Origin of the sequence: Halosimplex rarum, from assembly GCF_047715405.1 — an archaeon.
Lineage (GTDB): Archaea > Halobacteriota > Halobacteria > Halobacteriales > Haloarculaceae > Halosimplex > Halosimplex rarum.
Window position 1 is genome coordinate 4,391,553 of the sequence record NZ_CP180412.1, and the last position, 25,397, is coordinate 4,416,949.

Genomic DNA, 25,397 nt, shown 5'->3' on the forward strand with positions numbered 1-25,397 from the left:
CGCTCCGTTTCTGCGAAGAAAAACTAACGAGTTTCGGATTTCGGGGTAAGCCCAAGGTGTCCAAGAAAACTCTGTTTGAGCACACTCATCCGTCGGGTCCAAGAAGAGACAGAGAAGCGCTCCGAGTGGTTCGGTCTGACAGAGCGCGAGGTGGAGTGGATTCGGACGGTGAAAGCCGACAGCGACGACGATAGTTGGTTCCCGTTGCGGGCGAGTGAATCCGAGGTCGATACTCTTGACCAATCGGATGGTTACCGTCCGGTCGCGCGTTTGACCCGACTTACGAATCGGTACCTCTCTTCAATTGTAGCCGATTGACGCGGTACCTCGACTGTGCCGGCTCACGAATGAGACTCAATACCGGGACACAACCCTATTCACCGATGCTACCGTACGTTTCCCTGTGACTCGCGGGCACTCATTTACCATCGCTGCGGTCGTCGTCCTTGTCGTCTTCGCCGGCTGTACAGGCGTCGTCGAGAACAATGCTGCGCCACTTTCGACGGACGCGCCGGAGGCGACTGCGAGTGACTCGCCTACCACCGAGGACACAACTGCTTCGTCCCCGTCGCCAGCGACTGACGACTCCACTACAACAGGGACAGCGGCGTCAGTAAACGGAACCGTCGAGGTCCACTTCATCAACGTCGGCCAATCCGTGAGTACGCTAATCGTCGGTCCGACCAACGAGACGATGCTGATCGACTCGGGTGACTTCACTAACGACGGTGAGTACGTCCTCCAGTATCTCGAACGGCACAACATAACCCGGATCGACCACTTCGTCGTCACCCACGCCGACGCAGACCACATCGGTGGGAACGCGGCCGTCATCGACTACTACGAGACCGAGGCGAACGGGATCGGGGCCGTCTACGACCCCGGGATCGCTGCGAGTACACAGACCTACGAGGAGTACCTCGACGCCGTCGAAACACACAACGTCACGCTGTACGAGACACGCGAGGGTGACCCGCTGCCGTTCGACGGTGCCGATGTCGACGTGCTCGGCCCACCAGAGCCGTACCTGGAGAATCGCGACCGGAACGAGAACAGTATCGTCCTGCAACTCAGCTACGGGAATACGAGCTTCCTGTTCACTGGCGACGCCGAGGACGATCAGGAGGCGTACCTCGTCGACACGTACGGGGCAGCGCTCCAGTCGACGATCCTCAAAGCCGGCCACCACGGGAGTAAAAGTAGCACCAGCAGTGCCATCCTCGATGCGGTCGGTCCGAAGGCGGTCGTGATCTCCAGCGCGTACGATTCGCAGTACGGCCATCCCCAGGAAGAAGTCCTCCAACGGCTGGCTGACCGGTCGATTCCGGCCTACTGGACGGCGACCCACGGCAACACGGTCCTCGTCAGCAACGGGACGCACGTCACCGTCGAGACGCAGCAAGCCGCGCCCACGGACCCGACCGAACTCCGGACAGGGTCGTCGATAGAACCTGGCACGGCAGACCCAGTGGAGGCCCGGACGACGATCGCCGGGTCAGGGAACGGGTCCACGCAGACGCCTGTCGCGACTGACGGCGGAACCGAGACTGCCTCTGAGGGTACGTCACTCGTCGTCGACGAGATTCACGCCGACGCCGAGGGTGACGACCGGGAGAACCTGAACGACGAGTATGTCGTCTTCAGAAACACCGGGACCGAACCGCTCGACCTGAGCGGCTGGACCGTCGCAGACGCAGCCGACCACACGTGCACGTTCCCAGATGGATTCACGCTCGATTCCGACGCGACCGTGACGCTCCACACCGGCAGTGGTTCTGACTCCGACACCGATCTCTACTGGGGTTCCGGGAGTCCGATCTGGAACAACGGCGGCGATACCGTGATCGTAACTAACCGGGCCGGTGACGAAGTCATCAGGGAGGAGTACTCGTGATCCCCGACGGAACCTACACGGCGGTCGTCGACCGCATCGAAGACACGCTGGCCACGTTGCAACTCGAAGACAACGACGACCTGTACAATCTCGTCGTCGGCGAGGAGGAACTCCCGGAGCCCGCTCGCCATGCTGATGCGATCCTCGACGTCGAACTCGAAGACGACGAACTCGTTCGAGTTGAGTATGATGAAGCCGAGACCGAGGCGCGCAGTGATGAGGCACAGCGCCGGTTCGACCGACTTTCGGAGCGTCCCTCTCGTGACGATAGAGAGAATCGTTCCAACTGATTGATCCCGAGTAGGGCGCTCTCAGATCTGCCGAAGGGCGTTCTCATCTCAGTGATCACTTGATCTCCGAGATGAGCTCCACGTCGGGACTCAGACAGTTTGTCTTGGTTCTGAGGTCAGCGATCGCCACTCGGTTGTACTCGTACTGGTGTTCCCGGGTCGTCAGCGAGATGCCCGTCTCGTGGGGCAGCCAGACCCCCCGATCCCTCGTCGATGCTTACGGCCGGTCGCGGAAACCGACGAACGACATGTGGGCGTTCCACATTCAGTTACTACTAGTAGGACCCATTACACCCAAACCATCAAAACTGAATAATTTACAAATAATAATGATATGACCCCCTATCATAGATGGTAGGATTGTTGAATACAAGGGATTCGTTCGGCAGAACAGCCCCTTATCTCAAGGTAAGATTGCTGAACCGGTGGCCACTATACTTGATGATAAATGCGACAATCTATTGGTATACGGACATATAAGTGTCAAATAGCACTATTTGGAATCGGAGAATTCGTATTGCTTGTTCACTTCCTCATTGGCAGTTTGATAAGTGAAATTAAATCCGTTCAAAGCAGACGGAATATCGTCTGGATCATTAGCATTTTCGCCGATTTGTTTTATCAGCTCATCAGCTTCCGACGTTATTTTTGAGTTGGGTCCATCGGGTTCATTCTTCACGTCTAAAAACAGACCTAAAAGTTTTGAAGTTACACCACTTGTTGCCCCCGTAACTATGGAATATATCGCGTCTATCATGATTCACCACCAGTTTGATTGTATTCTTGAATGAGCGTAGATGCAATTACATTTGCAGTAGCCTCTTTCATCTCGTTACTCATGGTCATCTTTTCATTTTCGAGCCGAGTTTCAATCAGTTCAGAAATGAGGTTTCTTAGCATACTGACCTCATCTTCTGGCATATCTAGCTCGTCGCTCATTCTCTCAAATTCACCTTCCAATTCCGAATCTGTTACGTTAATATGTACAGTTTCAGCATCATCCGGAGCGTGTGTCTGAAGAAAACTTGTTATCTCAGAAGTTGTTTCCTCTACAAATGCATCGTCAGCGCCTTGTTCCGGAAGAGAACCCGCTGATACAACATTTGCCGCTCTTATTCCTCCTTCACTACTTTGAGTAATATCGAATTCTACCTCTTGCCCCTCTTCTATGTCCCGTTCACTGACATCTTCCATGTGGAAGAAAACATCGTCCTCTGTATCATCGGTGTCAATAAATCCGTATCCACCTTTATCATTAAAGAAGTCAACTTTACCTTTGGCCATTTGGCTGATGATCTGGTACGAGGGCATTTAATCCTTTCATACATACCAGATTTTACTCGTGTGACGAAAGAAGCGAATTGTGTAACGGTACTCTGCCAGCTAATTCAGAAACTGAAGCGCGAATTAAATTGACTCTGTATAGCCGCTGAATTCTCCTTATTTCGCACGTCGTTCTTGCTAGGTATTCAATACGCATCTGATGCGTCGCCGGTGGTGACCTAATAGTGGTTTTCAGGTATCGTGACTACCATCCTTGGAGAGAGACTTCTCGGGAAACGGCGTTCCACATTCCGAAACTACTAGTAGGCTCTATTGTGTCGAAAACCGCTATGCGACAGACGACTACATTAGTGTAGTGTCATATAACTGATTGTGTATGTCAGAACTGCTGGATTAGAGTGGATCTCAGTAGAGCATCCTTTATTTCACGTCGAAGTTACTGAATCCGCCGGTCAATTCATACTGCGATCTGACCACTAAAATCACTACCAGATGCAGAGGTTGTTCGTAGGATCGTGCAAGATCCAGAGCGCATATTCAGCAGATTGTAGTCTGTAATCTTGTGCGTATTGAAGGCAGGAGAACGCCTGATAAGATCACTACCGCAAAAACATATGCTGAACTAGTCTTGAGCAACTGTTTTGATCGGTTGCTCTGCAGCAGGTTCGGGAGGCTCGTGCGTCCCGAAGTCTGGGTGTGTCTCTTCCATCCAGATATAAACGACTGCACCAGAGACGAACATCAGGATTGCAGTCATGTAGAATGCGGCTTCGGCGTTCACGAACTCCATCGAGAGTCCGATCAGGATCGCGCCGACAGCGTAGCCGGAATCGCGCCACATCCGGTAAACACCCATCCCCGCAGATCGCCACGTCGGGTGAGCGGCGTCGCTCGGCACGGTCATCAGGTTCGGATACAATAACGCCATGCCAAGACCGGAGAGAGCGGCCAATATAGCCCACGCCAGATACCCTTCCACGAGTACCATTCCGAGGACACCGGCTCCTGCGAGGAACATCCCCCAAATGACGGGCGGTCGGCGACCAATACGGTCAGCAAGTCCACCGGTCGCAATCTGGAGGAAGTACATCGCGCTGTGGACGCCGACAACGACACCGACAGCCGCAATACCAAGGCCCTGGCTTATCAGATACAGCGGGACGGCGATCCAGAACAGCGTGTCCACGAAGTTTTCGATGTGACCAGCCTGAGCCGCAGCGAACAGCGTCCTGTCACCGTAGGTCGCTCGCTTTACTACCTCGTTGAATGGCAGGTTCGCGTCGTGGTGGTCGTCGTCACCTTCGGCCTGGGCGTACTGGACGGTCTCTTTGATCAGGAAGATCGAGATGAGGAACGCCAGTACGACGACGATGGCGAGGAAGTAGAACGGCTCCGGCCGGAGGCTCCACTGACCGGCAATAACGCCTGTAATCCATGCCCCGACGGCAACGCCAGTGTAGCCGAACGACTCGTCGATGCCGACCGCGAGGCCACGCTGCTCAGGTCCTGCGAGATCGATCTTCGCGTTGATCGCCATACTCCACGTCAACGCTTGGTTGATACCCAGCAGGATGTTCCCAACCGTGATCCAACCCCAGCTGGGGGCGAAGATGAGAATGAGCGGCAGGGGAAGTGCCGTCGCCCACCCGGCGACGAGTACTGGCTTGCGGCCGTACTCCTCGCCCCATTTGCCAGCGTAGAGATTGAGGATTGACTTCACGATTCCGAACGAGACGACGAACGAACCGATAACGAGGAACGACTTGACGCCGAGGACCTCCTCTCCCAGAACGGGGACGACGGTCCGCTCGGACCCGATTGTCAATCCGGTGGCGAACACGAGCAGGACGTGCAGCGAGAACTGCCTGAGGTGTTCGCGGATTCCCTGTTTGATTTCAGTTCCCGTACTCATGGATTCATTCGGCAGCGCAATTGTTGGGGCCCAGTTCTAGCTCAGCCACCTCATCTGCAGGAACCGACTCTTGGCCAACATTCGTTCGCTTGACGCGCTCGAAGTTCGGGGGGTGATCCGGGATATCCGACGCGAGTTCTTTGACGAACTCCTCGCGGTCGCGGCCGAGATCATCATTCCAGTCTCTGACTTCTGCAAGGCTCGCGGTCACAGGCGGTTCAGGCGAGCCAGGGTCATGAGCTGGCAGGACTAGCGCGTCTTCCGTCCTATCCAGCAGCCGCTGGAGACTCTCGTAGAGCGTCGCGGCGTTCTGTTCAACGTCAGAGTCTTCGATTCCAGCTTCAACGCCGAGTTCGACACGCCCCACGCTCTCATGGAAGAGCGTATCTCCCGTGATCAGCGCTACGCCGTCGATGTCGAACGAAACACTCCCCTCGCTGTGTCCTGGCGTGTGGATGACCTCGACATCGAGACTGCCGACCATTACGGTCTGTCCATCCTCGGCCGGCGTCGCGTCGATGGCGAGCGCGTCTTTCGGGTGGAGGTAGTAGGGGACGCCGTGTCGGTCGGCGAGCTCCGCAGCGCCGGAGACGTGGTCGGCGTGGGCGTGTGTGTCGAAGACACCGACGAGTTCGGCCTCATATTCATCCAGAATCGCCTCGTACTTGTCGAGGTAATGTGACGGGTCGAATACTACGGCTACCCCGTCCGAGATGAGGACATGTGAGAGGCAGCCCTTCCCCGGTCGTGCGACCTGAATGAGTGTGCCATCAAGGTCGGCTGGCACTTCTGCGTGCCGGTGGACACGGCTCCAGCCGTTCATTCCGTCCGTGAGTGTCACCGCGTCGTAGTCCAGTTCTTGGAGCACTTCCGTCGCGGTCTCCGAGACGACACCGGCAGCACAGACAGTGACGATCTGTTCGTTACGGGGGAGATCTGAGAGGGGTCCCTTGGCTTGGTCAGAGCCTTCGGTTAGTTCGTCGTAGACATCGACGTTGATACTACCCGGGATATGCCACTCTTCGAAATCCTCTTCGTGGCGAATATCGAGGACGAGCGGGTCCTCGTCGCCATTTTGTAACTGTTCGCTGAGTTCCTTCGGCGTTATCTCCTGCATCGGTATTCCTGAATAGCAGGTATATTCGCATATAGGCGCTGCCGGACATGACCGGCACTGTTAATTCTGACCAGTTCAAAGTTATTCGTATGAGTCTGTACGAGGCCTCGATTCGGGTCAAACATGAGTGTCCATACCGGGAGATCTCGGAACGGCACCCTGATTTGACTATCCGTGAGTGGCCGCTGAGCGACTGCCAAGTGCTGGAAATCACATCAGAGGCAACACCGACGGACGAGTTGCTTGACGACATCAACCAACTCGGAACCATTCTACACGAATCGAAGGACGACGACGGATATCACGTCGTCACGCAGTCCTGTCTCTGTTCACTTGAACAGTCGATCATCGACCGCTTCGAGGAACATAACTGCCTGTATCAGTCGCCAACGATCTACCGCCAGGGCTGGGAGCACTACACGGTGGTCGCGTTCGACGGTGAAGACATTCGAGACTTGCTCGGTGATCTGCGATCCGACAGAGAGATCGAGTTGCTCTCGAAAACCTCGATTTCGGAGAAGCAGATCCCCCACAGTATGCTGGCTCCGGCGAATCAACTGTTCGAGAACATCACTGACCGGCAGTTAGCAGCACTCCAATTAGCACTGGAAAATGGGTACTACGAGCAACCACGGAAGACATCGCTGCGGGATCTGGCCGATCAGACTGCTGTCGCTCGCTCGACGTACGAAGAACACCTCCGGAAGGCAGAGAACAAACTCCTCACGAACGCGGGACAGTTCTTGCGCCTAGTCACTGCGACATCAACGGCTGATCCGTTGCAAGTGGAAAAGACAGGGCAGGCTGAACAGGTTGCTGATTAACTGCCAGTACTCCACTGGGAATGGGTCCGAAGTTTGTACCGGAGCTTGGTCAGTTGGTGACTTGTATCTCGTGGGGATTCTCCAATAGAAAGAACCACGACCACTGATTATGGTAGAGGCTCGTTTCAGTTCGATTGACGCGTTTGATAACTGACGTTGCGTCCCGAGGACTACGACACATGATCTACTTGGACCACGCCGCTACAACGAAACCGCACGAGGAGGTTACCGCATCGATGCAGCCGTATCTCGAAGACCACTACTGCAACCCATCGGCAGTCTATGCGACCGCCGAGGATGAGGCGGTCCGCAACGCCCGGGCGGCCGTCGCTGATCTTCTCAATGCGAGCGCCCAGAACATCGTGTTCACTGGTGGGGGAAGCGAAGCAGACAACCTCTCACTCAAGGGGGCTATCGAGGTAGCTGATGGACAGCACGTCGTCACCACGACTATTGAACACTCGGCGGTGATCGAGACGGCCAACTGGCTCGAAGACCACGATACCGACGTAACGCGAGTAGCTCCCGGTCAAGACGGTCGCATCGATCCAGCTGACATCGCAGATGCGATTCGCCCGGACACGGCGCTCGTTTCAGTGATGCACGCCAACAACGAAACCGGGATCATCCAGCCGCTCGAAGCCATCGGCAAGATAACCGACGAGTACCATGGTTTGTATGAGCCGTGACTCTCTCAAAATCAAAGAAACAACTCGGGACACATGGACATGGTCTATTAGATCTACTCGGTGGAGAGTGTGTGCTGACTACAGAGAATATACTGAGCGAACTACTCTCCACTAGATCAGCCGAATCGCTGCTAGTAGAAACTCAGTATTGTGACTGCATAGCTGTAGAGGGACTTCTTGGGAAACGGCGTTCATCAATGTCGTCTTCCCCACACCGGTCGGGCCACAGAACAGGACGGCGCCGTGGTTCTTGTAAAGCTGCCACAGCAGGGCGGCGAGTTCGGTCGGGAGACTGTTCCGTTCGAACAGGTCGACAGGCGTCATGACGTCGGGGGCCTGCTTGCGGATGGAGATGTGCAGGCGTCCTTACTGATGGTGAACCACACGAACAGGGAGTTGATGGTTTCCGTACTCCGCGGCAGACTGGGTTAGTTTTCGCGGTACGACTGGCGAACATTGAAGTACCAGAGTGGGACCAACCAGTCTCGGAGTAATGACCCGAAGTACAGGGTTTCGACCACGGTTGTGTTTTTCGCGCCGGCGAAGGGTGCCGGCGCTCCAATCGGAGGTTCCGGGAATCAGGAGTGAATAGCCCATGCACTACAACTACAAGTATCGACTCGCTCCCTCAGAGTCCGTCCAAATAGAACTCAGCTGGCACATTGATACGTGCCGGCAGCTGTATAATCACGTCCTCTACCTGCTCAACGAATCCGACGACATTCCTGCCCGGAGTGAGGTGCAGGGACGACTCCCCGACCTCAAATCGTGGTGGGACGATCTCGGAAAGGTCCACTCGAAGGTGTTGCAGATGGTCGTCAAGCGCGTCTACGACAATCTCGCCACGCTCAAAGCACAGAAAGAGAACGGACGTGCCGTGGGGATGCTCAAGTGGAAACGTCCTCGGGATTTCCGATCGCTGACCTACAACCAGTCCGGCTTCGAACTCAAGAATACGAGTGGTCGGCCGACGTTGTGGGTGAGCAAAATCGGAGAGATGCCGATTCACCTCCACCGCGATATCCCCGAGAACGGGACCATCAAGCAAGTCAGCATCAAACAGGAACCCACGGGGGAATGGTTCGCCACGTTCAGTATCGAAGTTACCGAAGAGACTCCCGACAAGCCCGAGACGCCTGAGAAGGTCGTCGGCATCGACGTGGGGATTCTCACGTATGCTCACGACACCGATGGCTGCGCTATCGAGAGTCCCGATTTCAGCGAAGAACGCGACCGCATTGACCGTGCTCAACGTGCCCTCTCACGAAAAGAACACGGCTCCAAGAGTTGGGAGCACCAGCGGATAGTCGTTGCTCGACGGTACGCCGAACTGAAGCGAAAGCGTCGGGACTTCCTGCACAAACTCTCGAACTACTACGCTCGGGAGTATGACCTGGTGGCAGTCGAGGACTTGGATGCAAAGGGATTGGTCGAACTCCCCGGCAACTCCCGGAACCGAGCAGGAGCGGCATGGGGAACGTTCCGTCAGATGCTCGAATACAAGTGTGAGCGAGAAGGAACGCACTTCGTCGCCGTGAATCCGCGGGGGACCACCAAGGAGTGCGCGTCGTGTGGCGTCGAGACAGACAAGCCACTGTGGGTTCGTGAACACTCCTGTCCTTCGTGTGGATTCGAGGCGGACAGGGATGCGAACGCGGCGTGGAACATCCTCTCTCGCGGTCTTGAGAAACTAGGAGTGGGTCACTCCGAATCAACGCCTGTGGAGACTGCGCTCCCTGTGGACACCCCTGTGTCTGCAAAGCGCGTCATGGAATCAGGAAGCCCCGCCCGCAAGGAGCGAACTTAGCCAGCGGTGAGCGAGTAGGGCAGGGTAGTCCACAGTATTGCACGGTCTCTCTCCTACCTGGTGCTAGCGGCGAGCCATACACCCTCGAGATTACAGGTGACGTTCGCCTCCCTGAAAGGTACACGACGCTCTCGTCAGTGGCCAGGTCGTTCTGACTCTCGCCGTCGGGTTCGTGGACCCACTGCGACTCACTGGTCGACCGGTCGCGTGCGACGAGCGTTAGATCCACGCTCGGATATCGGTTCGGGGTGCGTCGTTCGCGGCGGCGTTCTCATCTCGACTCGACGTCGTCGTTGGGTCGCTCCGATGACTGGGGCCCCGGAGTCCGTCCAATTGCGCACGGACGAGTCCGTACGGGCTCAGAGTAGCGTCTCGATGTCGGTGCTCCGGTCCGACATATTCCGATTCACTTCGATGATGTTTGCGGTCTCCATGACGCGGTCGGGGAGGGCTTCGGAGAACGTGTCCCCGTCGATCAGGCTCGTGGGGCCGGAAATACTGATCGAGCCGAGGACGCCGCCGTCGCGATCTCTGATCGGCGCGCCGACCGCGCGGAGGCCTTCGATCTCTTCTTCGTCGTTGACGGCGTACCCCCGTTCGCGGACGGTCGCGAGGTGGTCGAACAGTTCCTCGCGGTCGGTGATCGTGTTCGCAGTCCGCCGGGGGAGCCCGTGGCGATCGACTATCGCTTCGACGCGGGTCTGCGGGAGGAACGCGAGGATCGCTTTCCCCGAAGCGGTGATGTGAAGGAAGTCACGGTGCTGTCGTTTCGCTCGCTGGTAGTCGTCGCCGACGGCCGCCTCGCCTTTCCCCTTGTACAGGTTGATACCGCGGCCGTTCTCCTCGGTCACGAAGTGGGTGTAGTGCTCCGTCTCGGCGGCCAGGTCGTCGAGTTCCCGGATGATCATCTCGTCCAGGACGCTCCGGTTTCGGACGTACTCGCCGAGCACGAAGAACATGAGCGAGAGCTCGTATCGGCCGTCTCGGCCGACGAGAAAGCCCGACTGTTCGAGCGTCGCGAGGTAGGCGTGGGCCGAACTCTTCGAGATGTCGAGTCGGTCGGCCAGCTCAGTGACTCCCGTGCCGTCCGAGGCCTCGATCGCCTTCACCACCTCCATCGCGGTCGAGACGGTCGACAGCGTCCGTGGAGAACCGCCCTCGGAGTCCCCGGTCATGGGACCGCGTAGTCGCTCGTGTGTCTTCAGTGTTCGCAACGCCGCAATTGACATCCTGGGCATAAATATGCACAGAGTTGAATATATTGGGGGTCCGACGCCATTGTGTTTCGGGATCGGGCGCAGAATCGGGGAGTTTCGAAACAGCGGTGACGACCGTCTGGTCCGCGAACACGATGGGCCGTTCGGGAAACGAGAACGGTCGGCCCGTGGTTCGGTTATCGTTCGTCGGCGCGTCCGCTCTGGTCCAGCCGGCCGATCGCATCGCAGACGAGGTCGACGGCCAGCGGGATCGTCTCCTCGTCGACGTCGAATGTCGCGGTGTGGTGGCCAGTCGGGTGGTCGGTGCCGACGATGGCGTAGGTCGCGGTTCCGCCGGCGGTCTGGACCGCCCGCATGAGGTGGGAGTAGTCGTCGCTCGCGCCGAACGCCCCGCGTTCCCGCGGGGTATCGACGCCGTCGGTCGCTCGGGCGGCCGCGTACACAGTCTCCGCGAGTTCGGGGTCGCTGTCGGCCCGCGGGGCGTCGGTGACCGTCTCGTACCGGACGTCACAGCCGTGCATCGCGGCGGCGGCTTCGAGGCGGTCACGCACTTGCGACCGCATCCACTCGACGAGGTCGGTGGTCTCGCCGCGGACCTCCCCCTCCAGGTGGGCCTCGGCGGGGACGACGTTGTGTTCGGTCCCGCCCGCGACGGTCCCGACGTTGATCCGGGTCATGCCGTCGGCGTGACGCGGGATCGCCGAAAGGCTCCGGACCGCCGCGGCGAGCGCCTGGACGGCGTCGCGACCCTCGTTCGGTGCCTTCCCGGCGTGGGCAGGCCGTCCGCTGAACGTCGCCTCGAACCTGGCTTTGGCGAGGATCTCGGTCGCGCCGGCGACGACCGTCCCGTGCGGGTGGTCCAGCCCCACGTGGATGCCGAGGAGGTGGTCGACGTCGTCGAGGTGTCGAGAGGCGGCCATCGCGCGCGCGCCATGGCCCGGTTCCTCGGCCGGCTGGAAGAACACTTTCAGCGTGCCCGAGAACTCGCTCGCTTTCACGGCTGCGAGGACGCCGAGGGCGACGGCGACGTGGGCGTCGTGGCCGCAGGCGTGCATCACGTCCGGGTGGGCAGACGCGAACCCCTCGGCGGCGGGCTCGTGGTTCGGGGCCGTGGACTCGGCCTGAAACAGCGCGTCGATGTCAGCGCGGTACCCGACGACGGGGCCGTCACCGCGTTCGAGGACGGCGACGGCACCGGTCTCGCCGCCCGCGGTCAAATCGAGCACGTCCGCACGCGCGCCCGCGGAAGCGGCGCGCTCGCGCCAGGTGGCCAGCTCGTCCTCGCTCGGAACACCACGGCACTCCGACGCGGGATAGGCTTCGGGGCCGACGGCGAGTCGGTCGACGCCGATGCGTTCGACGGCGTCGACGATGCGACTGGTCGTGTGGAACTCGCGCCAGGCCGGTTCCGCGCGCCGGTGAACGTCGCGCCGGACGGCGATCAGGTCCTCGTCGGTGAGGTCAGCCATTGCGCATCGCCTCCCGGCGATCCAGGGTGGCCTGCCGGTCGAGGTCGCCCCCGGGCGTGACGACGACACCGTAGGTCTCGCGCGCGGCCGCGCGCGAAAGGTACCCGTCACGCACGTCTTCGCGGACGGCTTCGGGCGGGCGGTCGAGGGGGTCGCCGTATCCGCCACCGCCTCCGGAGCGGACCGAGATCGCGTCGCCGGGCTCGTACTCCCCGCGGTGGAGCGCGGTCCAGTGGCGCTCGGCGTCCGGTTTCCAGTCCGGGACGGTGTCGAGGTAGGTGTCGGCGAGGTCGTCGTTGTCGACGAGCAGGTCGATCCGGTCGTCCAGGTCGCCTCGCTCGGGGTCGCCGTAAACGACGACCACGTTCTTCGCGCCGGGCTCGCCGCCGCCGATGCCCCAGTTTTCGGTCTTCGTCTTCTGCATCGTGGTGAGGGCGCCGACGGGCTCCGTGAACTCGATGTCGCGCCGCAGGCCGAGCCCGCCCCGGTATCGTCCGGCCCCGCCCGAGTCCCGTCTGATCCCGTAGCGCTCGACCCTGAGGGTCCCGGTCTTCGACTCCAGCACTTCCACGGGCGTGTTCTGCGTGTTGGGCTGGTTCGGGTGCAACAGCGCGGTGTTGCCGTCTCGTTCGACCGCGGCGCCCCAGCCGACGGCCTCGTTGCTGGCTTCGACGAACGAGTCGCCGGTCCGCGGGTTGGTCCCGTAGACGAACACGTTACACAGGTCGCCGCCGGTCGCCGCGATGACCCGCTCGGGGAGGCCCTTCGCGAGCGCCTTGAACGTCAGGTCGATCCCGAGCGTCGCCGGCCAGAGCGTCCCCGTGGCGGCGGGTGGGGTCGGCTCGTATATGCTTCCCGCACGCGTGCGAACGGAGAGCGGCGCGAACTGGCCGTCGGTCGAGTCGCGGCGCGGTGTGGTCAGCGCCTTGAACGTCAGTTTCGAGATGCTCTCGGTCATCCCCCGGGGCACGTTCAGCGGGCCGTCGACCTGGTCCGCGGAGTCCGAGAAGTCGACGACCAGTTCGTCGCCGTCGATGCGCACGGTCACCGCCAGTCGCAGGCGCTCGTCGGTCAGCCGCGCGCCGTCGGCGCGGGCGACCGCGCTCCAGGAGCCGTCGGGCAACTCGGCGACGGCCTCCCTGGCGATCCGCTCGCCGTGTTCGAATATCGACCGCGAACACTCCCGGACCGTCGCGGCGCCGTACCTGTCGTAGAGCGCACGGAGCCGCTCGCGGCCGGTGCGAAGCGCAGCGACCTGCGCCTTCAGGTCGCCGATCACCTTGTCCTCGTGACGGACGTTGTACCGGACGAGGTCGAGGATCTCCTCGTCGGGTTCGCCGCGCTTGTACACCTTCGTGGCCGGGAAGACGATGCCCTCCTGGTAGATGTCCTCGGTGTCGATCATGTACGCCGGCCGTTTCGAGCCGATGTCGAGCCAGTGCGCGCGGGTGACCGCGTAGCCGACGCGCTCGCCGTCGTACTCGACGGGGGTGAACAGGCAGACGTCGAAGGTGTGCGCCGAACTCCAGTAGGGGTAGTTCAGCATCACGACGTCGCCGGGGTCGATGTTGCCGGCACCGACCCGTTCGACCCCCTCGCGGATGGCGTAGTCGTTGGCGCCGAGGAACACCGAGACGCCCGGCGAGTCAGCGAGGAGGTTGAACGAATCGTCGTAGATAGACAGCCCGAAGTCGAGGACGTCGTAGATGAGCGAGTTGTACGCCGTCCGCACGAGCGTGCGCTGCATCTCGCTGGCGGCCGACGAGAGGTAGTTCCGCACGACTTCGACGGTCACGCCGTCGACCGCGTCTGCGTCGGTCCCCATCGGTCAGGCCTCCGTGATCACGAGGTGACCGAACTCGTCGGCGGTCGCGACCTGGTCCCCGTGGACGACGGTCGTAGTCGTCGGTTCGGACACGATCGCCGGCCCGTCGACGGTGGCCCCGGGGGCCAGCCGGTCGCGTTCGTGTATTTCGAACGGACGCATCTCGTCGCTCGCGAAGCAGTACGCCTCGCGGGTCCCGACTCGCGAGTCGCCGTCCGGATCGCCGTCGGAGACGCCGAGCGAGGGCTTGTCGGTCACGCCGACGGTTCGCAGTCGGAGGTGGACTGTCTCGACGGGGTCGTCCATCCTGTGGCCGTACCTGTCGGCGTGGCGGTCCGCGAAGCGCTCGCGGAGCGCGGCGGTCGAGGAGACCTCGTCGACCGGGACCGAGAGCGTGTGTTCCTGGCCGCGATAGCGCATGTCGACGCGCCGTTTGGTCTCGATGTCGTCGGGGCCGAACCCGTCGGCGGCCATCTCGGTCGTGGCCGTCGCCTCCATCTCGGCGAACGCGTCGTCGACGGCCGCCGCGTCGAGGTCGCCGAGCGAGTGGACGAACGTCCGCGCGTCGTCGGCGACGATGTCCGAGCCGAGCATCCCCCGGGCAGAGAAGACGGCGGGGTCTCGCGGGACGACCACGGCATCGACGTCCAGTTCGCGTCCGAGAAGCGGGACGAACATCGGCCCGGCGCCCCCGAACGCGAGGAGGCCGAACGATCGGGGGTCGTGACCGCGTTCGACGGTTATCTCGCGGAGGGCGGTCGCGGCGTCGGCGAGTAGCACCTCGAAGACGCCGGCGCTCGCCGCGGGGGTGTCGAGGTCGAGCGGCGTCGCGAGCGCTCGCTCGATGCCCGCGGCGGCGGCGGCGACGTCGAGCGACAGCGACTCCCCGAGGGACGCGTCCGGACGCAGGTACCCGAGCACCGCGGCAGCGTCGGTCACGGTGGGTCGGGTCCCGCCGTTGCCGTAACAGATCGGGCCGGGGTCGGCGCCGGCGGACTTCGGGCCGACCTTGAGCAGGCCGCCGTCGACCCACGCCACGCTGCCGCCGCCCGCACCGATGGTCCTGATGTCGTAGACGGGTATCTTGAGCGCGATCCGATCGACGGTCGACTCGTGGTCGACGATAGGTGTGCCCTCCTCGATGACGGAGGCGTCGAGACTCGTGCCGCCCATGTCGGCGGTGACGAGATTCGCGCGACCGGTCTGTTCGGCGACGCGCTGGGCGCCGATGACGCCGCCGGCGGGGCCCGAGAGGATCGTGTCGACCGGGGCGTCGGCGGCGTCGCCGGCCGTGACCGCGCCGCCGCCAGACTTCGCGATGACGAACGAGCCGTCGAAGCCGTCGGCGGCCAGCGCCGCCGACAGGCGTTCGACGTACGACCCGAACGGCGGCTTGATGTACGCGTCGACGACCGTCGTACTCAGCCGTTCGTACTCGCGGTACTCCCGGGTGATCGACGAGGAGAGCGAGACGGTCGTATCCGGAACGGTCTCGCGGAGTACCTCGCCGGCGCGGACCTCGTGAGACGGGTCGCGATAGGCGTGCAGGAAGCAGACGGCGATGGCGTCGACGCCGTGCTCGTCGACGAGCGTTCGCCCGGCGGCGGCGACCGCCGCCTCGTCCAGCGGCTCGACCACGTTCCCCTCGGCGTCGATCCGCCCGGGGACGCCCAGGCGACGGCGGCGCGGCACCAGCGGGTCCGGTCGCTCGTAGCCGAACGTGTCGAACATCTCCTCGTCGCGAACCCGCGCTCGCCCGATCTCGAACACGTCTCGGAACCCCTCGGTCGTGACGATGCCCGTCCGGGCGCCGTCACGTTCGAGGACGGCGTTCAGTCCCAGCGTCGTCCCGTGGACGACGGTCTCGATCCGGTCGATGTCCGCCTCGGTTCGGTTGAGGGCATCGAGGACGCCCCGACTCGGGTCGTCGGGCGTCGTCGGCGCCTTCTCCACGGTCACCGTTCGGTCCCGGCGGTCGAAGACGATCGCATCGACGAACGTGCCGCCGATATCGATCGCCACGGTCGTTCCAGTCATCCCGACGCTCTTTCGCGAACCCCCACTTATCGTTTCCCGAATATGGGATAATATCCGTTAATACTGTATCTCCCGTCGGTCTCCGGCGCCCTTATCGACGCCCGCGTGCGTCGGCTCGCTCCGCCGCCCGGCTGATCCCTTTAGGACCTATATGAGAATGGGGTACACTCCCGTAACGATTCGATCATTCCACCGGAAATCTTTAATATAGGTCTCAGATATCACTCAGTAGCCGAAAGATGGTTGAAGAACTAAACCAAATGCAGATTAATGTTGGACGACTTCAAAATAATGGCGTGCGTGCGAGCGCGTGGGGCTCGCCGGCCCGGTCGGCGGCGAGGAGCGGGCTCGTCGACGGCGACGAGGTGACCGCCGATGAGTGACGAGCGGTCGCCGGCGGACGGGTCGATCGAGGTTCAGGACCTGCTGACTGACCGGTCGCGGCGGCGGTTCCTCGCCTCGCTCGGGGCGGTCGGCGCCGCCGGGGTCGCCGGGTGCGGTGGCGACAGCGGCGGCGATGGCGGCGACGGAGGGAGCGGCGGTGACGGCGGAGACGGGAGCGACGGCGGCGACGGTGGATACGGCGGCTCGACCGACGCACAGAGCGACGACACGTCGACCCGGACCAGCGGGGCTGGGTCGACGCTCACCGCGAACATCGGTCAGCGACTCGGGACGGTCGACCCGGCGAAGGGGACCGACTACGTCCAGGCGATGGCGCTGGTCAACCTCTACGACCCGCTGGTGTTCCCGGACAGCGAGGGGACGATCCAGCCCAACCTCGCGAGCGACTGGTCGGTCTCCGAGGACAACACGACCTACACCTTCACGCTGCGGGAGGGGGTCACGTTCCACAGCGGCAACGCGCTGACCGCCGAGGACGTCAAGTTCACCGTCGAGCGGTTCATGGACATCGGCCAGGGGTACGCCTCGCTGTTGACGGGCGTCCTCGACAAGGAGAACATCACCGTCGAGGACGAGCGGACGATCTCCTTCGAACTCGACAAGCCGTACTCCCCGTTCGTCCCGATCATGGTGCTGGTGTTCATCATGGACAAGCAGCTGGTGATGGACAACCTCGCCGACGGCGAGTACGGGGACCGCGGCGACTACGGTCAGGAGTACATCAACGACAACGACGCCGGGTCCGGGGCCTACGCGCTCGATGAGTTTTCCCGCGGGTCGGGTATCGTCTTCTCGAAGTTCGACGACTACTTCAAGGAGTTCCCAGAGGGCTCGTTCGACACGGTCGACGTCCGGATCATCACGGAGAACTCGACGGTCCGTTCGCTGATGAACTCGGAGGAGCTGGATATGACCGGGCAGTACCAGAACGAGCGGACCTACAGCGCGATCGACGAGATGGATCACGCCCGGGTCGAGAAGATCCCGACGTTCGGGCTGCTGTACTTCAAGATCAACACCCAGAAACCGCCGACCGACGACCCGGCCGTCCGGGAGGCGATGGCCTGGGGCTTCGACTACGAGCAGGTCGTCTCCGAGATCATGCCGGACATGCAGCGCGCTCAGGGACCGCTCCCGCCGACCTGGGGTTCGCACAACGAGGACGTGATGCAGCCCTCCTACGATCCCGAGCGAGCCAAACAGGTGCTCGAAGACGCCGGCTACTCCGAGGGCGAGATCACCGTCCAGAACACGTTCACGTCCTCCTACGGCTTCCAGGAGCGCATCGCGCTCCTCTTCCAGGAGAACATGGCCGAGATCGGCATCGACGTGGAGCTCAACCCCCAGACCTGGGGGACGATCACCGAACTCGCCACCTCGCCGGAGGACACGCCCCACACCAACCAGGTGTTCTACGTGCCGACGTACCCGTCGGCGGACTCGATGTTCTACAATCAGTTCCACTCGGAAGCCGCGAGCACGTGGATGAGCATGGAGCACCTCGAGAACGACGAGGTCGACTCGCTGATCGAGGAGGCGCGGGCGACGCCTGACCCCGACGCCCGGGCGGAGATCTACCGCGAGCTGCAGTCGGTGCTCGCGGAGCTGTACTGCGACATGCACATCTACCACACGGTGAAGAAGATCGGGTTCCAGAACGACGTCGAGGGGCTGACCCTCCGGCCGGCACAGGGGTTCGAGTACACCTTCCGCGACCTCCACCACACCGGATGAAGCGGATCAAGGTCGTGCTCTGGCGGTTCTCGGGGATGGCGGTCAGTCTCCTCGGGCTCTCCGTCCTCGTGTTCGTCATCTCCCGGGTGCTCCCGGGGAACCCGGCGCGGATGGCGCTAGGTGCGATGGCCAGCGAGGAGCAGGTCGACCGGCTGGCGGCGGAGATGGGCCTCGACCAGCCGCTCGCGCTCCAGTACGGCGACTACATGGTCGGCCTGCTCGCGGGCGACCTGGGCCGGAGCCTCCAGACGAAAAACCCCGTCGTGCAGGACATCGCGACCAAGCTCCCGGCGACGCTGGAGCTGATCTCCCTGGCGACCGTGTTCATGGTCGCGATCGGGATCCCGCTGGGCGTCCTCGCGGCGCGCAACCGCGGCGGGCGGCTCGACGACGCCACCCGCGTGTTCGCGTTCTCGACGGTGAGCGTCCCGAGCTTCTTCATCGGGATCGCCCTCCAGCTGGTGTTCGGCTACTACCTCCAGCTGTTCCCGATCACGGGCCGCATCTCACGCGAGCACGCCGCCGAGGTGACGCGGGAGACCGGCTTTCTCCTCGTGGACACGCTGCTGTCGGGCGCGTTCGCCGCGCACCTCAACGCCTGGGCGCACCTGCTGTTGCCGGCACTGGCGCTGTCGTTCGGCGGAATGGGCCAGGTGATCCGGATCACGCGGTCGAGCATGATCGACGTCGAGGGCAAGGAGTTCATCGAGGCGACCGACGGCTACGGGCTCCCGCGGTGGCTCGTCTCCTACAAGTACACGCTGAAAAACGCGTTCATCCCGACGCTGACGATCCTCGGGCTGCTGTACGCGTGGCTGCTCGGCGGCGCGTTCATCATCGAGATCGTCTACTCCTGGCCCGGGCTGGCCAAGTACGGCGTCCAGTCGGTACTGACGAGCGACGTCAACGCCATCGTCGGCGTCACGATGACCATCGGCCTCGCGTTCGTGCTGACGAACCTCGCGGTCGATCTCCTGTTGAACCGGATCGACCCGCGGATGGACCTGGCGGGTGATGCGACGTGAGCACCGAGACCGGCACGCTCGACCGGATCGTGTCGCCCTCGCGGCGCGAGCTGTGGTATCGCTCGTACAGGCGGTTCGCGGCCCAGCCGATGAGCCTGCTCGGCCTCGCCATCGTCGCGACGGTCGTCTTCCTGGCCGTGTTCGCGCCGTGGGTCGCACCGTACCCCCAGCACGCCGCCATCTACACCGACTTCGCGAACGCCTACCAGCCGCCGAGTCTCGCCCACCCGTTCGGCACGGACAGCAGCGGCCGCGACGTGCTCACGCGAGTCCTGTTCGGCTACCGGCTCTCGCTGAAGCTCGCGGTCGTCATCCTCGGGATCGGCGTCCCGGTCGGCGTGACGCTCGGCCTCGTCGCCGGCTACGTCGGCGGCCTGGTCGACGCGGCGATCATGCGCGTCACGGACACGTTCCTCGCGCTCCCGCCGCTGGTGCTGGCGCTGGCCATCGCTTCGGCGTTCGAGCCGACGCTGGAGATCGCCATGTTCGCCATCGCGTCGCTGTGGTGGACCTGGTACGCGCGGCTCACCCGCGGACTCGCCGCGAGCCTGCGCGACGAGCCGTACGTCCAGGCGGCGAAGCTCGCCGGCGCCGGCCCGATCCACGTCATGTTCCGGGAGATCCTCCCGAACTGTCTCTCGCCGATTCTGGTGAAAGTCACCCTGGACGCCGGCATCGTGATCCTCACCGGCGCCTCGCTCTCGTTCATCGGCCTCGGGGTCCAGCCGCCCCGGCCCGGCCTCGGGACGATGGTCGCCGGCGGGACGGAGTTCCTGCCCGGCGAGTGGTGGATCAGCATCTTCCCCGGCCTGGCCATCTTCGTCCTCGTGCTCGGGTTCAACATGCTCGGCGACGGGCTGCGCGATCTGTTCGACGTGGAGGTGGAACAGTGAACCCGACCGAGCCGGTACCGGACGACCCGATCCTCTCGGTGTCGGACCTGTCGGTCGGCTTCGAGGGGTTCGACGGCTACGCCGACGTGGTCGACGGCGTCGACCTCTCCGTCGGCCGCGGCGAGGTCGTCACCGTCGTCGGCGAGACCGGTTGCGGCAAGTCGGTCACGACGAAGGCGGTCACCGGCCTGCTCGACGAGCCGCCCGCGAACGTCTCGGGGACCGTCGCCTTCGAGGGGACGGACCTGTCGACGCTCTCGGCCGACGAGCGCCGCGCGCTCAACGGCGACCGGATGGGCATGGTTTTCCAGGACCCGATGTCGAGCCTGAACCCGGTGTTCACCGTCGGCGAGCAGCTCGTCGACACCCTGCAGTTCGGCGGCGAGGGTTCGGCCGGCATCGTCGAGTACCTGCGGCGACGCTACTCCCGTTCGGACCGAGCCCAGGCCAGAGAGCGCGTCCTCGACATGCTCCGGGAGGTGCAGATGCCCGACCCCGAATCCGTCATGGACAGCTACCCGACGGAGCTGTCGGGCGGCATGTGCCAGCGGGCGCTCGTCGCCCAGGCGCTGCTCAACGAGCCGGACCTGCTCATCGCCGACGAGCCGGGGACGGCGCTGGACGTGACCGTCCACGACCAGATCCTCACGCTGCTCTCGGAACTCATCGAGGACCGGGACATGAGCATCCTGATGATCACGCACAACCTCGGCGTCGCTCGGCAGCTAAGCGACCGGGTGTACATCATGTACGGCGGGCGCATCGTCGAGACGGGGTCGACCGACGAGATCTTCGACGACCCGAAACACCCCTACACGCAGGGGCTCATCGCGTCGATCCCGCAGCTCTCGGGCGGGACGATGGCCGACGGGATCGACGGGTCGGTCCCCGAGTACACCGACCCGCCCGAGGGCTGTCGGTTCCACCCCCGCTGTCCCTACGCCGACGACGCCTGCCGGGCCGAGCGGCCGGCGTTCGAGCCGTCCGGCGACGCTCGCGGCGTCGAGTGCGTCCGGTTCGCGTCGGGCGACCCCGGGCCGGAGCCGACGCTGGCGGAGACGAAACGACGGCTGAACGCGGCGGCCGACGCGCCCGGTGCGACGGCCGAGGCGGACGGCGGGACGGTCCGCGACGGGGACGGCGAGACGGTCCGCGAGGGGGACGAGCGATGACCGCTCCGGTGCTCGACGTCGACGACCTGGAGAAGCACTTCGGCGGCGGTGGCTGGTTCGGCGACGATCCGCCGGTGCGGGCGGTCGACGGCGTCTCCTTCGAGATCGACCGCGGCGAGACGCTCGGGCTCATCGGCGAGTCCGGCAGCGGCAAGTCGACGATCGCCAAGACCGTCATCGGGATCCACGAGCCGACCGACGGACGGATCCGCTTCGAGGGCGAGGACGTGACGCCCCAGACCCGCAAGCAGTTGCGCCGGCTCCGCTCGGAGGTCCAGATGGTGTTTCAGGACCCGACCTCCTGTCTGAACCCGCGACGCACGATCCGCAAGTCGCTCTCGGTGCCGCTCAAGGCGACCGACGTGCCGAAGGCCGAGCGCGGCCGTCGCGTGAGCGAGTTGCTCGACCGCGTCGGGCTGAACGACGAGTACCTCACCAAGTACCCCCACGAGCTTTCTGGCGGGCAGAAACAGCGGGTGAACATCGCCCGCGCCATCGCGGTCGAGCCGACCCTGCTCCTGCTCGACGAGCCGACCAGCGCGCTCGACGTCTCGGTGCAGGCGAAGATCATCGGGCTACTCGAAGACCTGCAGGACGAACTCGGGTTGACCTACCTGTTCATCACGCACGACCTCTCGCTGGTCCGGAACTTCGCCGACGAGACGGCCGTGATGTACCTCGGCGAGATCCAGGAACGGGGACCGACCGACCGGATCTTCGAGCGGCCCGGCCACCCCTACACGCGGGCGCTCCTCTCGGCGATCCCCGTGACCGACGCATCCGAGGAAGCCTACAAGCCCCGGGAGGGGCCACTGGAGGGCGAGATTCCGAGCCCACGGGACGTGCCGAGCGGGTGTCGGTTCCACCCGCGCTGTCCGCACGCCACCGAGGAGTGCGCACAGCGACATCCCGAGCCGCGCGAGGTGGACGGGGCGTCCGTGCGGTGTCTGGCCTACGAGGACGAGACGAGCGGCTTCTCGGCGCTCCCGAGCGAGCCACGGCGGCTCGCTTCTGACGGGGGGACCGACCGATGACGGTCGACCTCGCCGTCGTCGGAGGGACGCTCGCGACCGCCGACGGCACGGCCGAGGCTGGCCTGGCGGTCGACGACGGCCGCATCGCGGTGATCGGCTGCGAGCGGGACCTCCCGTCGGCCGATCGGACCGTCGACGTCGACGGGAAGGTCGTCATGCCGGGCGTCGTGGACCCGCACGTCCACGTCGACGGGTTCAATTCGATCGACACGTACGAGACGGGGACCGCGGCCGCGGCGCTTGGCGGCGTCACGTCGGTGATCAACTTCGCGTGGCAGACGTGGACGGGCGAGCGTGAGAAACACGCTGCGGGCTCCGTCTGGGCCGACACGGGCGCGCTGCGGGACGCCGTCGCACGCCAGCGGGCGAAGGCGAGCGACGCCCTCGTCGACTACGGCCTGCACGCCACCGTGACGGCCGACGACCGCTCGGTGTTCGACGAGTTCGCCGAGCTGGCCGACCTGGGCGTCACGTCGGTGAAGTTCTTCACCGCCTACGACATCGGGCTCTCGAACGGGTTCCTCCGGCTTGCCTTCGAGCGACTCGCCGAGGAGGATCTCGTCGCGCTCGTCCACACCGAGGACGCGTCGGTCTGCGAGGCGCTCACCGAGCGCCAGCGGGCGGCCGGGACCGGCGAGCCGACGGCGTATCCGGCGGCGCGCCCGGACTACGCCGAGGCGATGGCGCTGTCCGACGCCGTCACCGTCGCCCGCGAGACCGGCTGCAAGTACTACGGCGTCCACACGTCCTCGGCGGCGGCGGCCGCCGAACTCGACGACGCTCGGGACGACGGCAGCCTGATCCGCGGCGAGACGTGCCCGCACTACCTGACGCTGACCGACGAGGCCTACGCCGAGCAGGGCGCGCGGGCGCTGCAGTCGCCGCCGCTGCGCTCGGCGGACGACGCCGACGCGCTGTTCGAATTCCTCGCAGACGGCACGCTGAGCACCCTCGGGACGGACCACGTCGCCTCGACGGCTGCCGAGAAGGCCGTCGAGCACTGGTGGGATTGTCCGTTCGGCGTCAACAGCCTCCAGACGAGTCTCCCGGTGATGCACGACGAGGCGGTCGTCGAGCGGGGCTGGTCGCTGTCGGCGCTCGTCCGGCTGATGTGTCGCAACCCCGCCGAGACGTTCGGACTGCCCCGGAAGGGACGGCTCGAAGTCGGCGCCGACGCCGACTTCGTCGTCTTCGATCCGGTGGCGACCCACCGGATCGACGCCGCCGACAACGCATCGCGCGCCGACTACTCGGTGTACGACGGCCGCGAGGTCACGGGCCAGGTGGCGGAGACCTGGGTCCGCGGCGAGCGCGTCGCGGCGGACGGCGAGATCGTCGGCGAGCCCGGGCACGGTGCGTACCTCCATCGCGAGGTTCCCGACTGGGGGCCGCGAGGAGGATGCGTGTGACGGCGGATATCCCCGTCGACGGGGACGCGCTCCGGTCGGACCTCGAACGCACGGCGCAGTTCGGCGCGATCGACTGCGAAGACGGCATCGGGCGGACCGTGCTCCCGGGGACGCCGGCCAACGCTCGGGCGCGCTCGTACCTCGTCGACCGGATGGTCGCGGCCGGCCTCGAAGTGCGCGTCGACGCGGTCGGTAACATCGCCGGCCGGTGGACGCCCCCGAGTTGCGACCCCGACGCGGCGCCGGTCGCCGCGGGCAGTCACCTGGATTCGGTCCCAGAGGGCGGCATCTTCGACGGACCGCTGGGCGTCTACGCCGCCCTGGAGAGCGTGCGCGCCATCGCGGCGAGCGACCTCGCCGTCGACCGGCCGGTCGAGGTGGTGTCGTTCACGGGCGAGGAGGGGACCCGCTTCGCGGATGGCGTCCTCGGGTCGTCGGTCGCCGCCGGCAACCGGTCGGTGGACGACGCGCTCGCGCTCTCCGACGGGGAGGTCACGCTCGAAGCCGCCCTCGACGACATCGGCTTCCGCGGCGACGGACGCTTCGACGCGAGCGAGTGGGACGCCTGGCTCGAACTCCACGTCGAGCAGAGCGGGACGCTCGAACGCGCCGACTGCCCGGTCGGCGTGGTCGACTCGATCACCGGGACCACCCGGTGTCGGGTCACCATCGAGGGCGAGGCCGACCACGCCGGGACCACGGCGATGGCCGACCGGACGGACGCGCTCGCGGCGGCCAGCGAACTCGTCCTCGCGCTCGAATCGGCCGCGACGGAGATCGCGGCCACCGACAGCGAGTCGGCCGTCGCGACCGTCGGCTCGCTGTCGGTCGAACCGGGCGCGACCAACGTCGTCCCCGGCCACGCGGAGCTGTCGGTCGACATCCGGGACGTCGACCCGGCGTCGATCGAGCGACTCGCCGACACCCTCGAAGCGACCCTCACGGACCTGCGGGAGGACCGCGGCGTCGCAGTCGAGTGCGAGCGGCCCTACGATATCCCGCCGCGGCCCATGGCGGACCGGGTCCACGGCGCGCTGCGCGACGCCACCCACCGGCTCGACGTGGCGGCGCCGTCGCTGCACTCCGGCGCCGGTCACGACACGATGGAGGTCGCCGACGCGACCGACGCGGGCCTGCTGTTCGCCCGCTCGCGGGGCGGTCACTCCCACAGCCCGCTGGAACACACCGACTGGCGCGACTGCACGCTCGCGACGCGAGTGCTCGCGACGGCGCTCGCCGACCTCGCCGGAGCGACCGGCGCGTGACTCCGTTGTCCGCGGTCGGCAACGAGCGGGGTCCAACGAACTACATCACGAACACCGCGACCAGCGGGTTGCGGGCACCACGACGAAGCCGCGGA

19 protein-coding genes and 2 pseudogenes are annotated in these 25,397 nt (G+C 64.1%); 12 read left to right on the plus strand and 9 right to left on the minus strand.

The genetic code is table 11. From position 1 onward, the window contains the following. Window positions 1-403: 403 nt before the first annotated feature. Both ACMGFH_RS20860 and ACMGFH_RS20865 read left to right on the plus strand, forming a co-directional pair. Complete coding sequence (locus ACMGFH_RS20860) at window positions 404-1,894, plus strand: lamin tail domain-containing protein (RefSeq protein ID WP_415380531.1); 1,491 nt, start codon at window positions 404-406, stop codon at window positions 1,892-1,894. Further along, window positions 1,891-2,184, plus strand: a complete 294-nt coding sequence (locus ACMGFH_RS20865) for a DUF3006 domain-containing protein (protein WP_415380532.1) — start codon at window positions 1,891-1,893, stop codon at window positions 2,182-2,184. The genes ACMGFH_RS20860 and ACMGFH_RS20865 overlap by 4 nt, the downstream gene beginning before the upstream one ends. Before the next feature lie 493 nt (window positions 2,185-2,677). On the opposite strand, the gene ACMGFH_RS20870 is transcribed toward ACMGFH_RS20865, so the two are convergent. The 4 genes and pseudogenes from ACMGFH_RS20870 to ACMGFH_RS20885 all read right to left on the minus strand — a co-directional run bounded on the left by ACMGFH_RS20870 (window position 2,678) and on the right by ACMGFH_RS20885 (window position 6,497). Further along, entirely contained in the window at window positions 2,678-2,941 is a 264-nt protein-coding gene (locus ACMGFH_RS20870) for a hypothetical protein (RefSeq protein ID WP_415380533.1), read from the minus strand. Window positions 2,942-3,282: 341 nt separating this feature from the next. Next, window positions 3,283-3,468: pseudogene (locus ACMGFH_RS20875) on the minus strand (cold-shock protein); the annotation flags it as partial. A 622-nt stretch (window positions 3,469-4,090) separates the two neighbouring features. Continuing rightward, on the minus strand, window positions 4,091-5,380 hold the full coding sequence (locus ACMGFH_RS20880; RefSeq protein ID WP_415380534.1) for an MFS transporter: 1,290 nt from the start codon (window positions 5,378-5,380) through the stop codon (window positions 4,091-4,093). 4 nt (window positions 5,381-5,384) lie between these two features. Continuing rightward, complete coding sequence (locus tag ACMGFH_RS20885; RefSeq protein WP_415380535.1) at window positions 5,385-6,497, minus strand: MBL fold metallo-hydrolase; 1,113 nt, start codon at window positions 6,495-6,497, stop codon at window positions 5,385-5,387. 89 nt (window positions 6,498-6,586) lie between these two features. Here ACMGFH_RS20885 and ACMGFH_RS20890 point away from each other — a divergent pair, with 89 nt between their 5' ends. Beyond that, the gene (locus tag ACMGFH_RS20890; protein WP_415380536.1) at window positions 6,587-7,321 is read left to right on the plus strand and encodes a helix-turn-helix domain-containing protein; all 735 of its coding nucleotides are present in this window, start codon (window positions 6,587-6,589) and stop codon (window positions 7,319-7,321) included. Between the two features lie 179 nt (window positions 7,322-7,500). Continuing rightward, the gene (locus ACMGFH_RS20895; protein WP_415380537.1) at window positions 7,501-8,010 is read left to right on the plus strand and encodes an aminotransferase class V-fold PLP-dependent enzyme; all 510 of its coding nucleotides are present in this window, start codon (window positions 7,501-7,503) and stop codon (window positions 8,008-8,010) included. 168 nt (window positions 8,011-8,178) lie between these two features. Here ACMGFH_RS20895 and ACMGFH_RS20900 read toward each other — a convergent pair. Then, window positions 8,179-8,376 (minus strand): annotated as a pseudogene (locus tag ACMGFH_RS20900) (ATPase, T2SS/T4P/T4SS family); the annotation flags it as partial. A gap of 229 nt (window positions 8,377-8,605) precedes the next feature. On the opposite strand from ACMGFH_RS20900, the gene ACMGFH_RS20905 reads away from it, so the two are divergent. After that, window positions 8,606-9,817, plus strand: a complete 1,212-nt coding sequence (locus ACMGFH_RS20905; protein WP_415380538.1) for an RNA-guided endonuclease InsQ/TnpB family protein — start codon at window positions 8,606-8,608, stop codon at window positions 9,815-9,817. 359 nt (window positions 9,818-10,176) lie between these two features. Here the strand turns inward: ACMGFH_RS20905 and ACMGFH_RS20910 are convergent, their stop codons facing one another. The 4 genes from ACMGFH_RS20910 to ACMGFH_RS20925 form a co-directional block, all read right to left on the minus strand. After that, window positions 10,177-10,992 (minus strand): IclR family transcriptional regulator, encoded by an 816-nt coding sequence (locus tag ACMGFH_RS20910; RefSeq protein WP_415380539.1) that lies wholly within the window; start codon window positions 10,990-10,992, stop codon window positions 10,177-10,179. Between the two features lie 218 nt (window positions 10,993-11,210). Continuing rightward, the gene (locus tag ACMGFH_RS20915) at window positions 11,211-12,503 is read right to left on the minus strand and encodes an amidohydrolase (protein ID WP_415380540.1); all 1,293 of its coding nucleotides are present in this window, start codon (window positions 12,501-12,503) and stop codon (window positions 11,211-11,213) included. Continuing rightward, the gene (locus ACMGFH_RS20920) at window positions 12,496-14,328 is read right to left on the minus strand and encodes a hydantoinase B/oxoprolinase family protein (RefSeq protein WP_415380541.1); all 1,833 of its coding nucleotides are present in this window, start codon (window positions 14,326-14,328) and stop codon (window positions 12,496-12,498) included. Before ACMGFH_RS20920 ends, ACMGFH_RS20915 begins: the two co-directional genes overlap by 8 nt. A 3-nt stretch (window positions 14,329-14,331) precedes the next feature. Further along, a complete protein-coding gene (locus tag ACMGFH_RS20925) occupies window positions 14,332-16,365 on the minus strand; it encodes a hydantoinase/oxoprolinase family protein (RefSeq protein WP_415380542.1) in 2,034 nt (677 codons plus the stop codon). A 375-nt stretch (window positions 16,366-16,740) separates the two neighbouring features. On the opposite strand from ACMGFH_RS20925, the gene ACMGFH_RS20930 reads away from it, so the two are divergent. Genes ACMGFH_RS20930 through ACMGFH_RS20960 form a run of 7 tightly spaced genes read left to right on the plus strand, consistent with a single transcriptional unit; the run spans window position 16,741 to window position 25,302 of the window. After that, window positions 16,741-18,504: an ABC transporter substrate-binding protein gene (locus ACMGFH_RS20930; protein WP_415380543.1), complete on the plus strand. Its 1,764-nt coding sequence runs from the start codon at window positions 16,741-16,743 to the stop codon at window positions 18,502-18,504. Continuing rightward, a complete protein-coding gene (locus ACMGFH_RS20935) occupies window positions 18,501-19,529 on the plus strand; it encodes an ABC transporter permease (protein ID WP_415380544.1) in 1,029 nt (342 codons plus the stop codon). Before ACMGFH_RS20930 ends, ACMGFH_RS20935 begins: the two co-directional genes overlap by 4 nt. Then, window positions 19,526-20,422: an ABC transporter permease gene (locus tag ACMGFH_RS20940; RefSeq protein WP_415380545.1), complete on the plus strand. Its 897-nt coding sequence runs from the start codon at window positions 19,526-19,528 to the stop codon at window positions 20,420-20,422. The genes ACMGFH_RS20935 and ACMGFH_RS20940 overlap by 4 nt, the downstream gene beginning before the upstream one ends. Beyond that, on the plus strand, window positions 20,419-21,594 hold the full coding sequence (locus ACMGFH_RS20945) for an ABC transporter ATP-binding protein (protein WP_415380546.1): 1,176 nt from the start codon (window positions 20,419-20,421) through the stop codon (window positions 21,592-21,594). Before ACMGFH_RS20940 ends, ACMGFH_RS20945 begins: the two co-directional genes overlap by 4 nt. Then, window positions 21,591-22,628, plus strand: a complete 1,038-nt coding sequence (locus ACMGFH_RS20950) for an ABC transporter ATP-binding protein (RefSeq protein ID WP_415380547.1) — start codon at window positions 21,591-21,593, stop codon at window positions 22,626-22,628. The genes ACMGFH_RS20945 and ACMGFH_RS20950 overlap by 4 nt, the downstream gene beginning before the upstream one ends. Then, complete coding sequence (locus ACMGFH_RS20955; RefSeq protein WP_415380548.1) at window positions 22,625-24,037, plus strand: dihydroorotase; 1,413 nt, start codon at window positions 22,625-22,627, stop codon at window positions 24,035-24,037. Before ACMGFH_RS20950 ends, ACMGFH_RS20955 begins: the two co-directional genes overlap by 4 nt. After that, complete coding sequence (locus ACMGFH_RS20960; protein ID WP_415380549.1) at window positions 24,028-25,302, plus strand: Zn-dependent hydrolase; 1,275 nt, start codon at window positions 24,028-24,030, stop codon at window positions 25,300-25,302. Before ACMGFH_RS20955 ends, ACMGFH_RS20960 begins: the two co-directional genes overlap by 10 nt. Window positions 25,303-25,397: the final 95 nt, after the last annotated feature.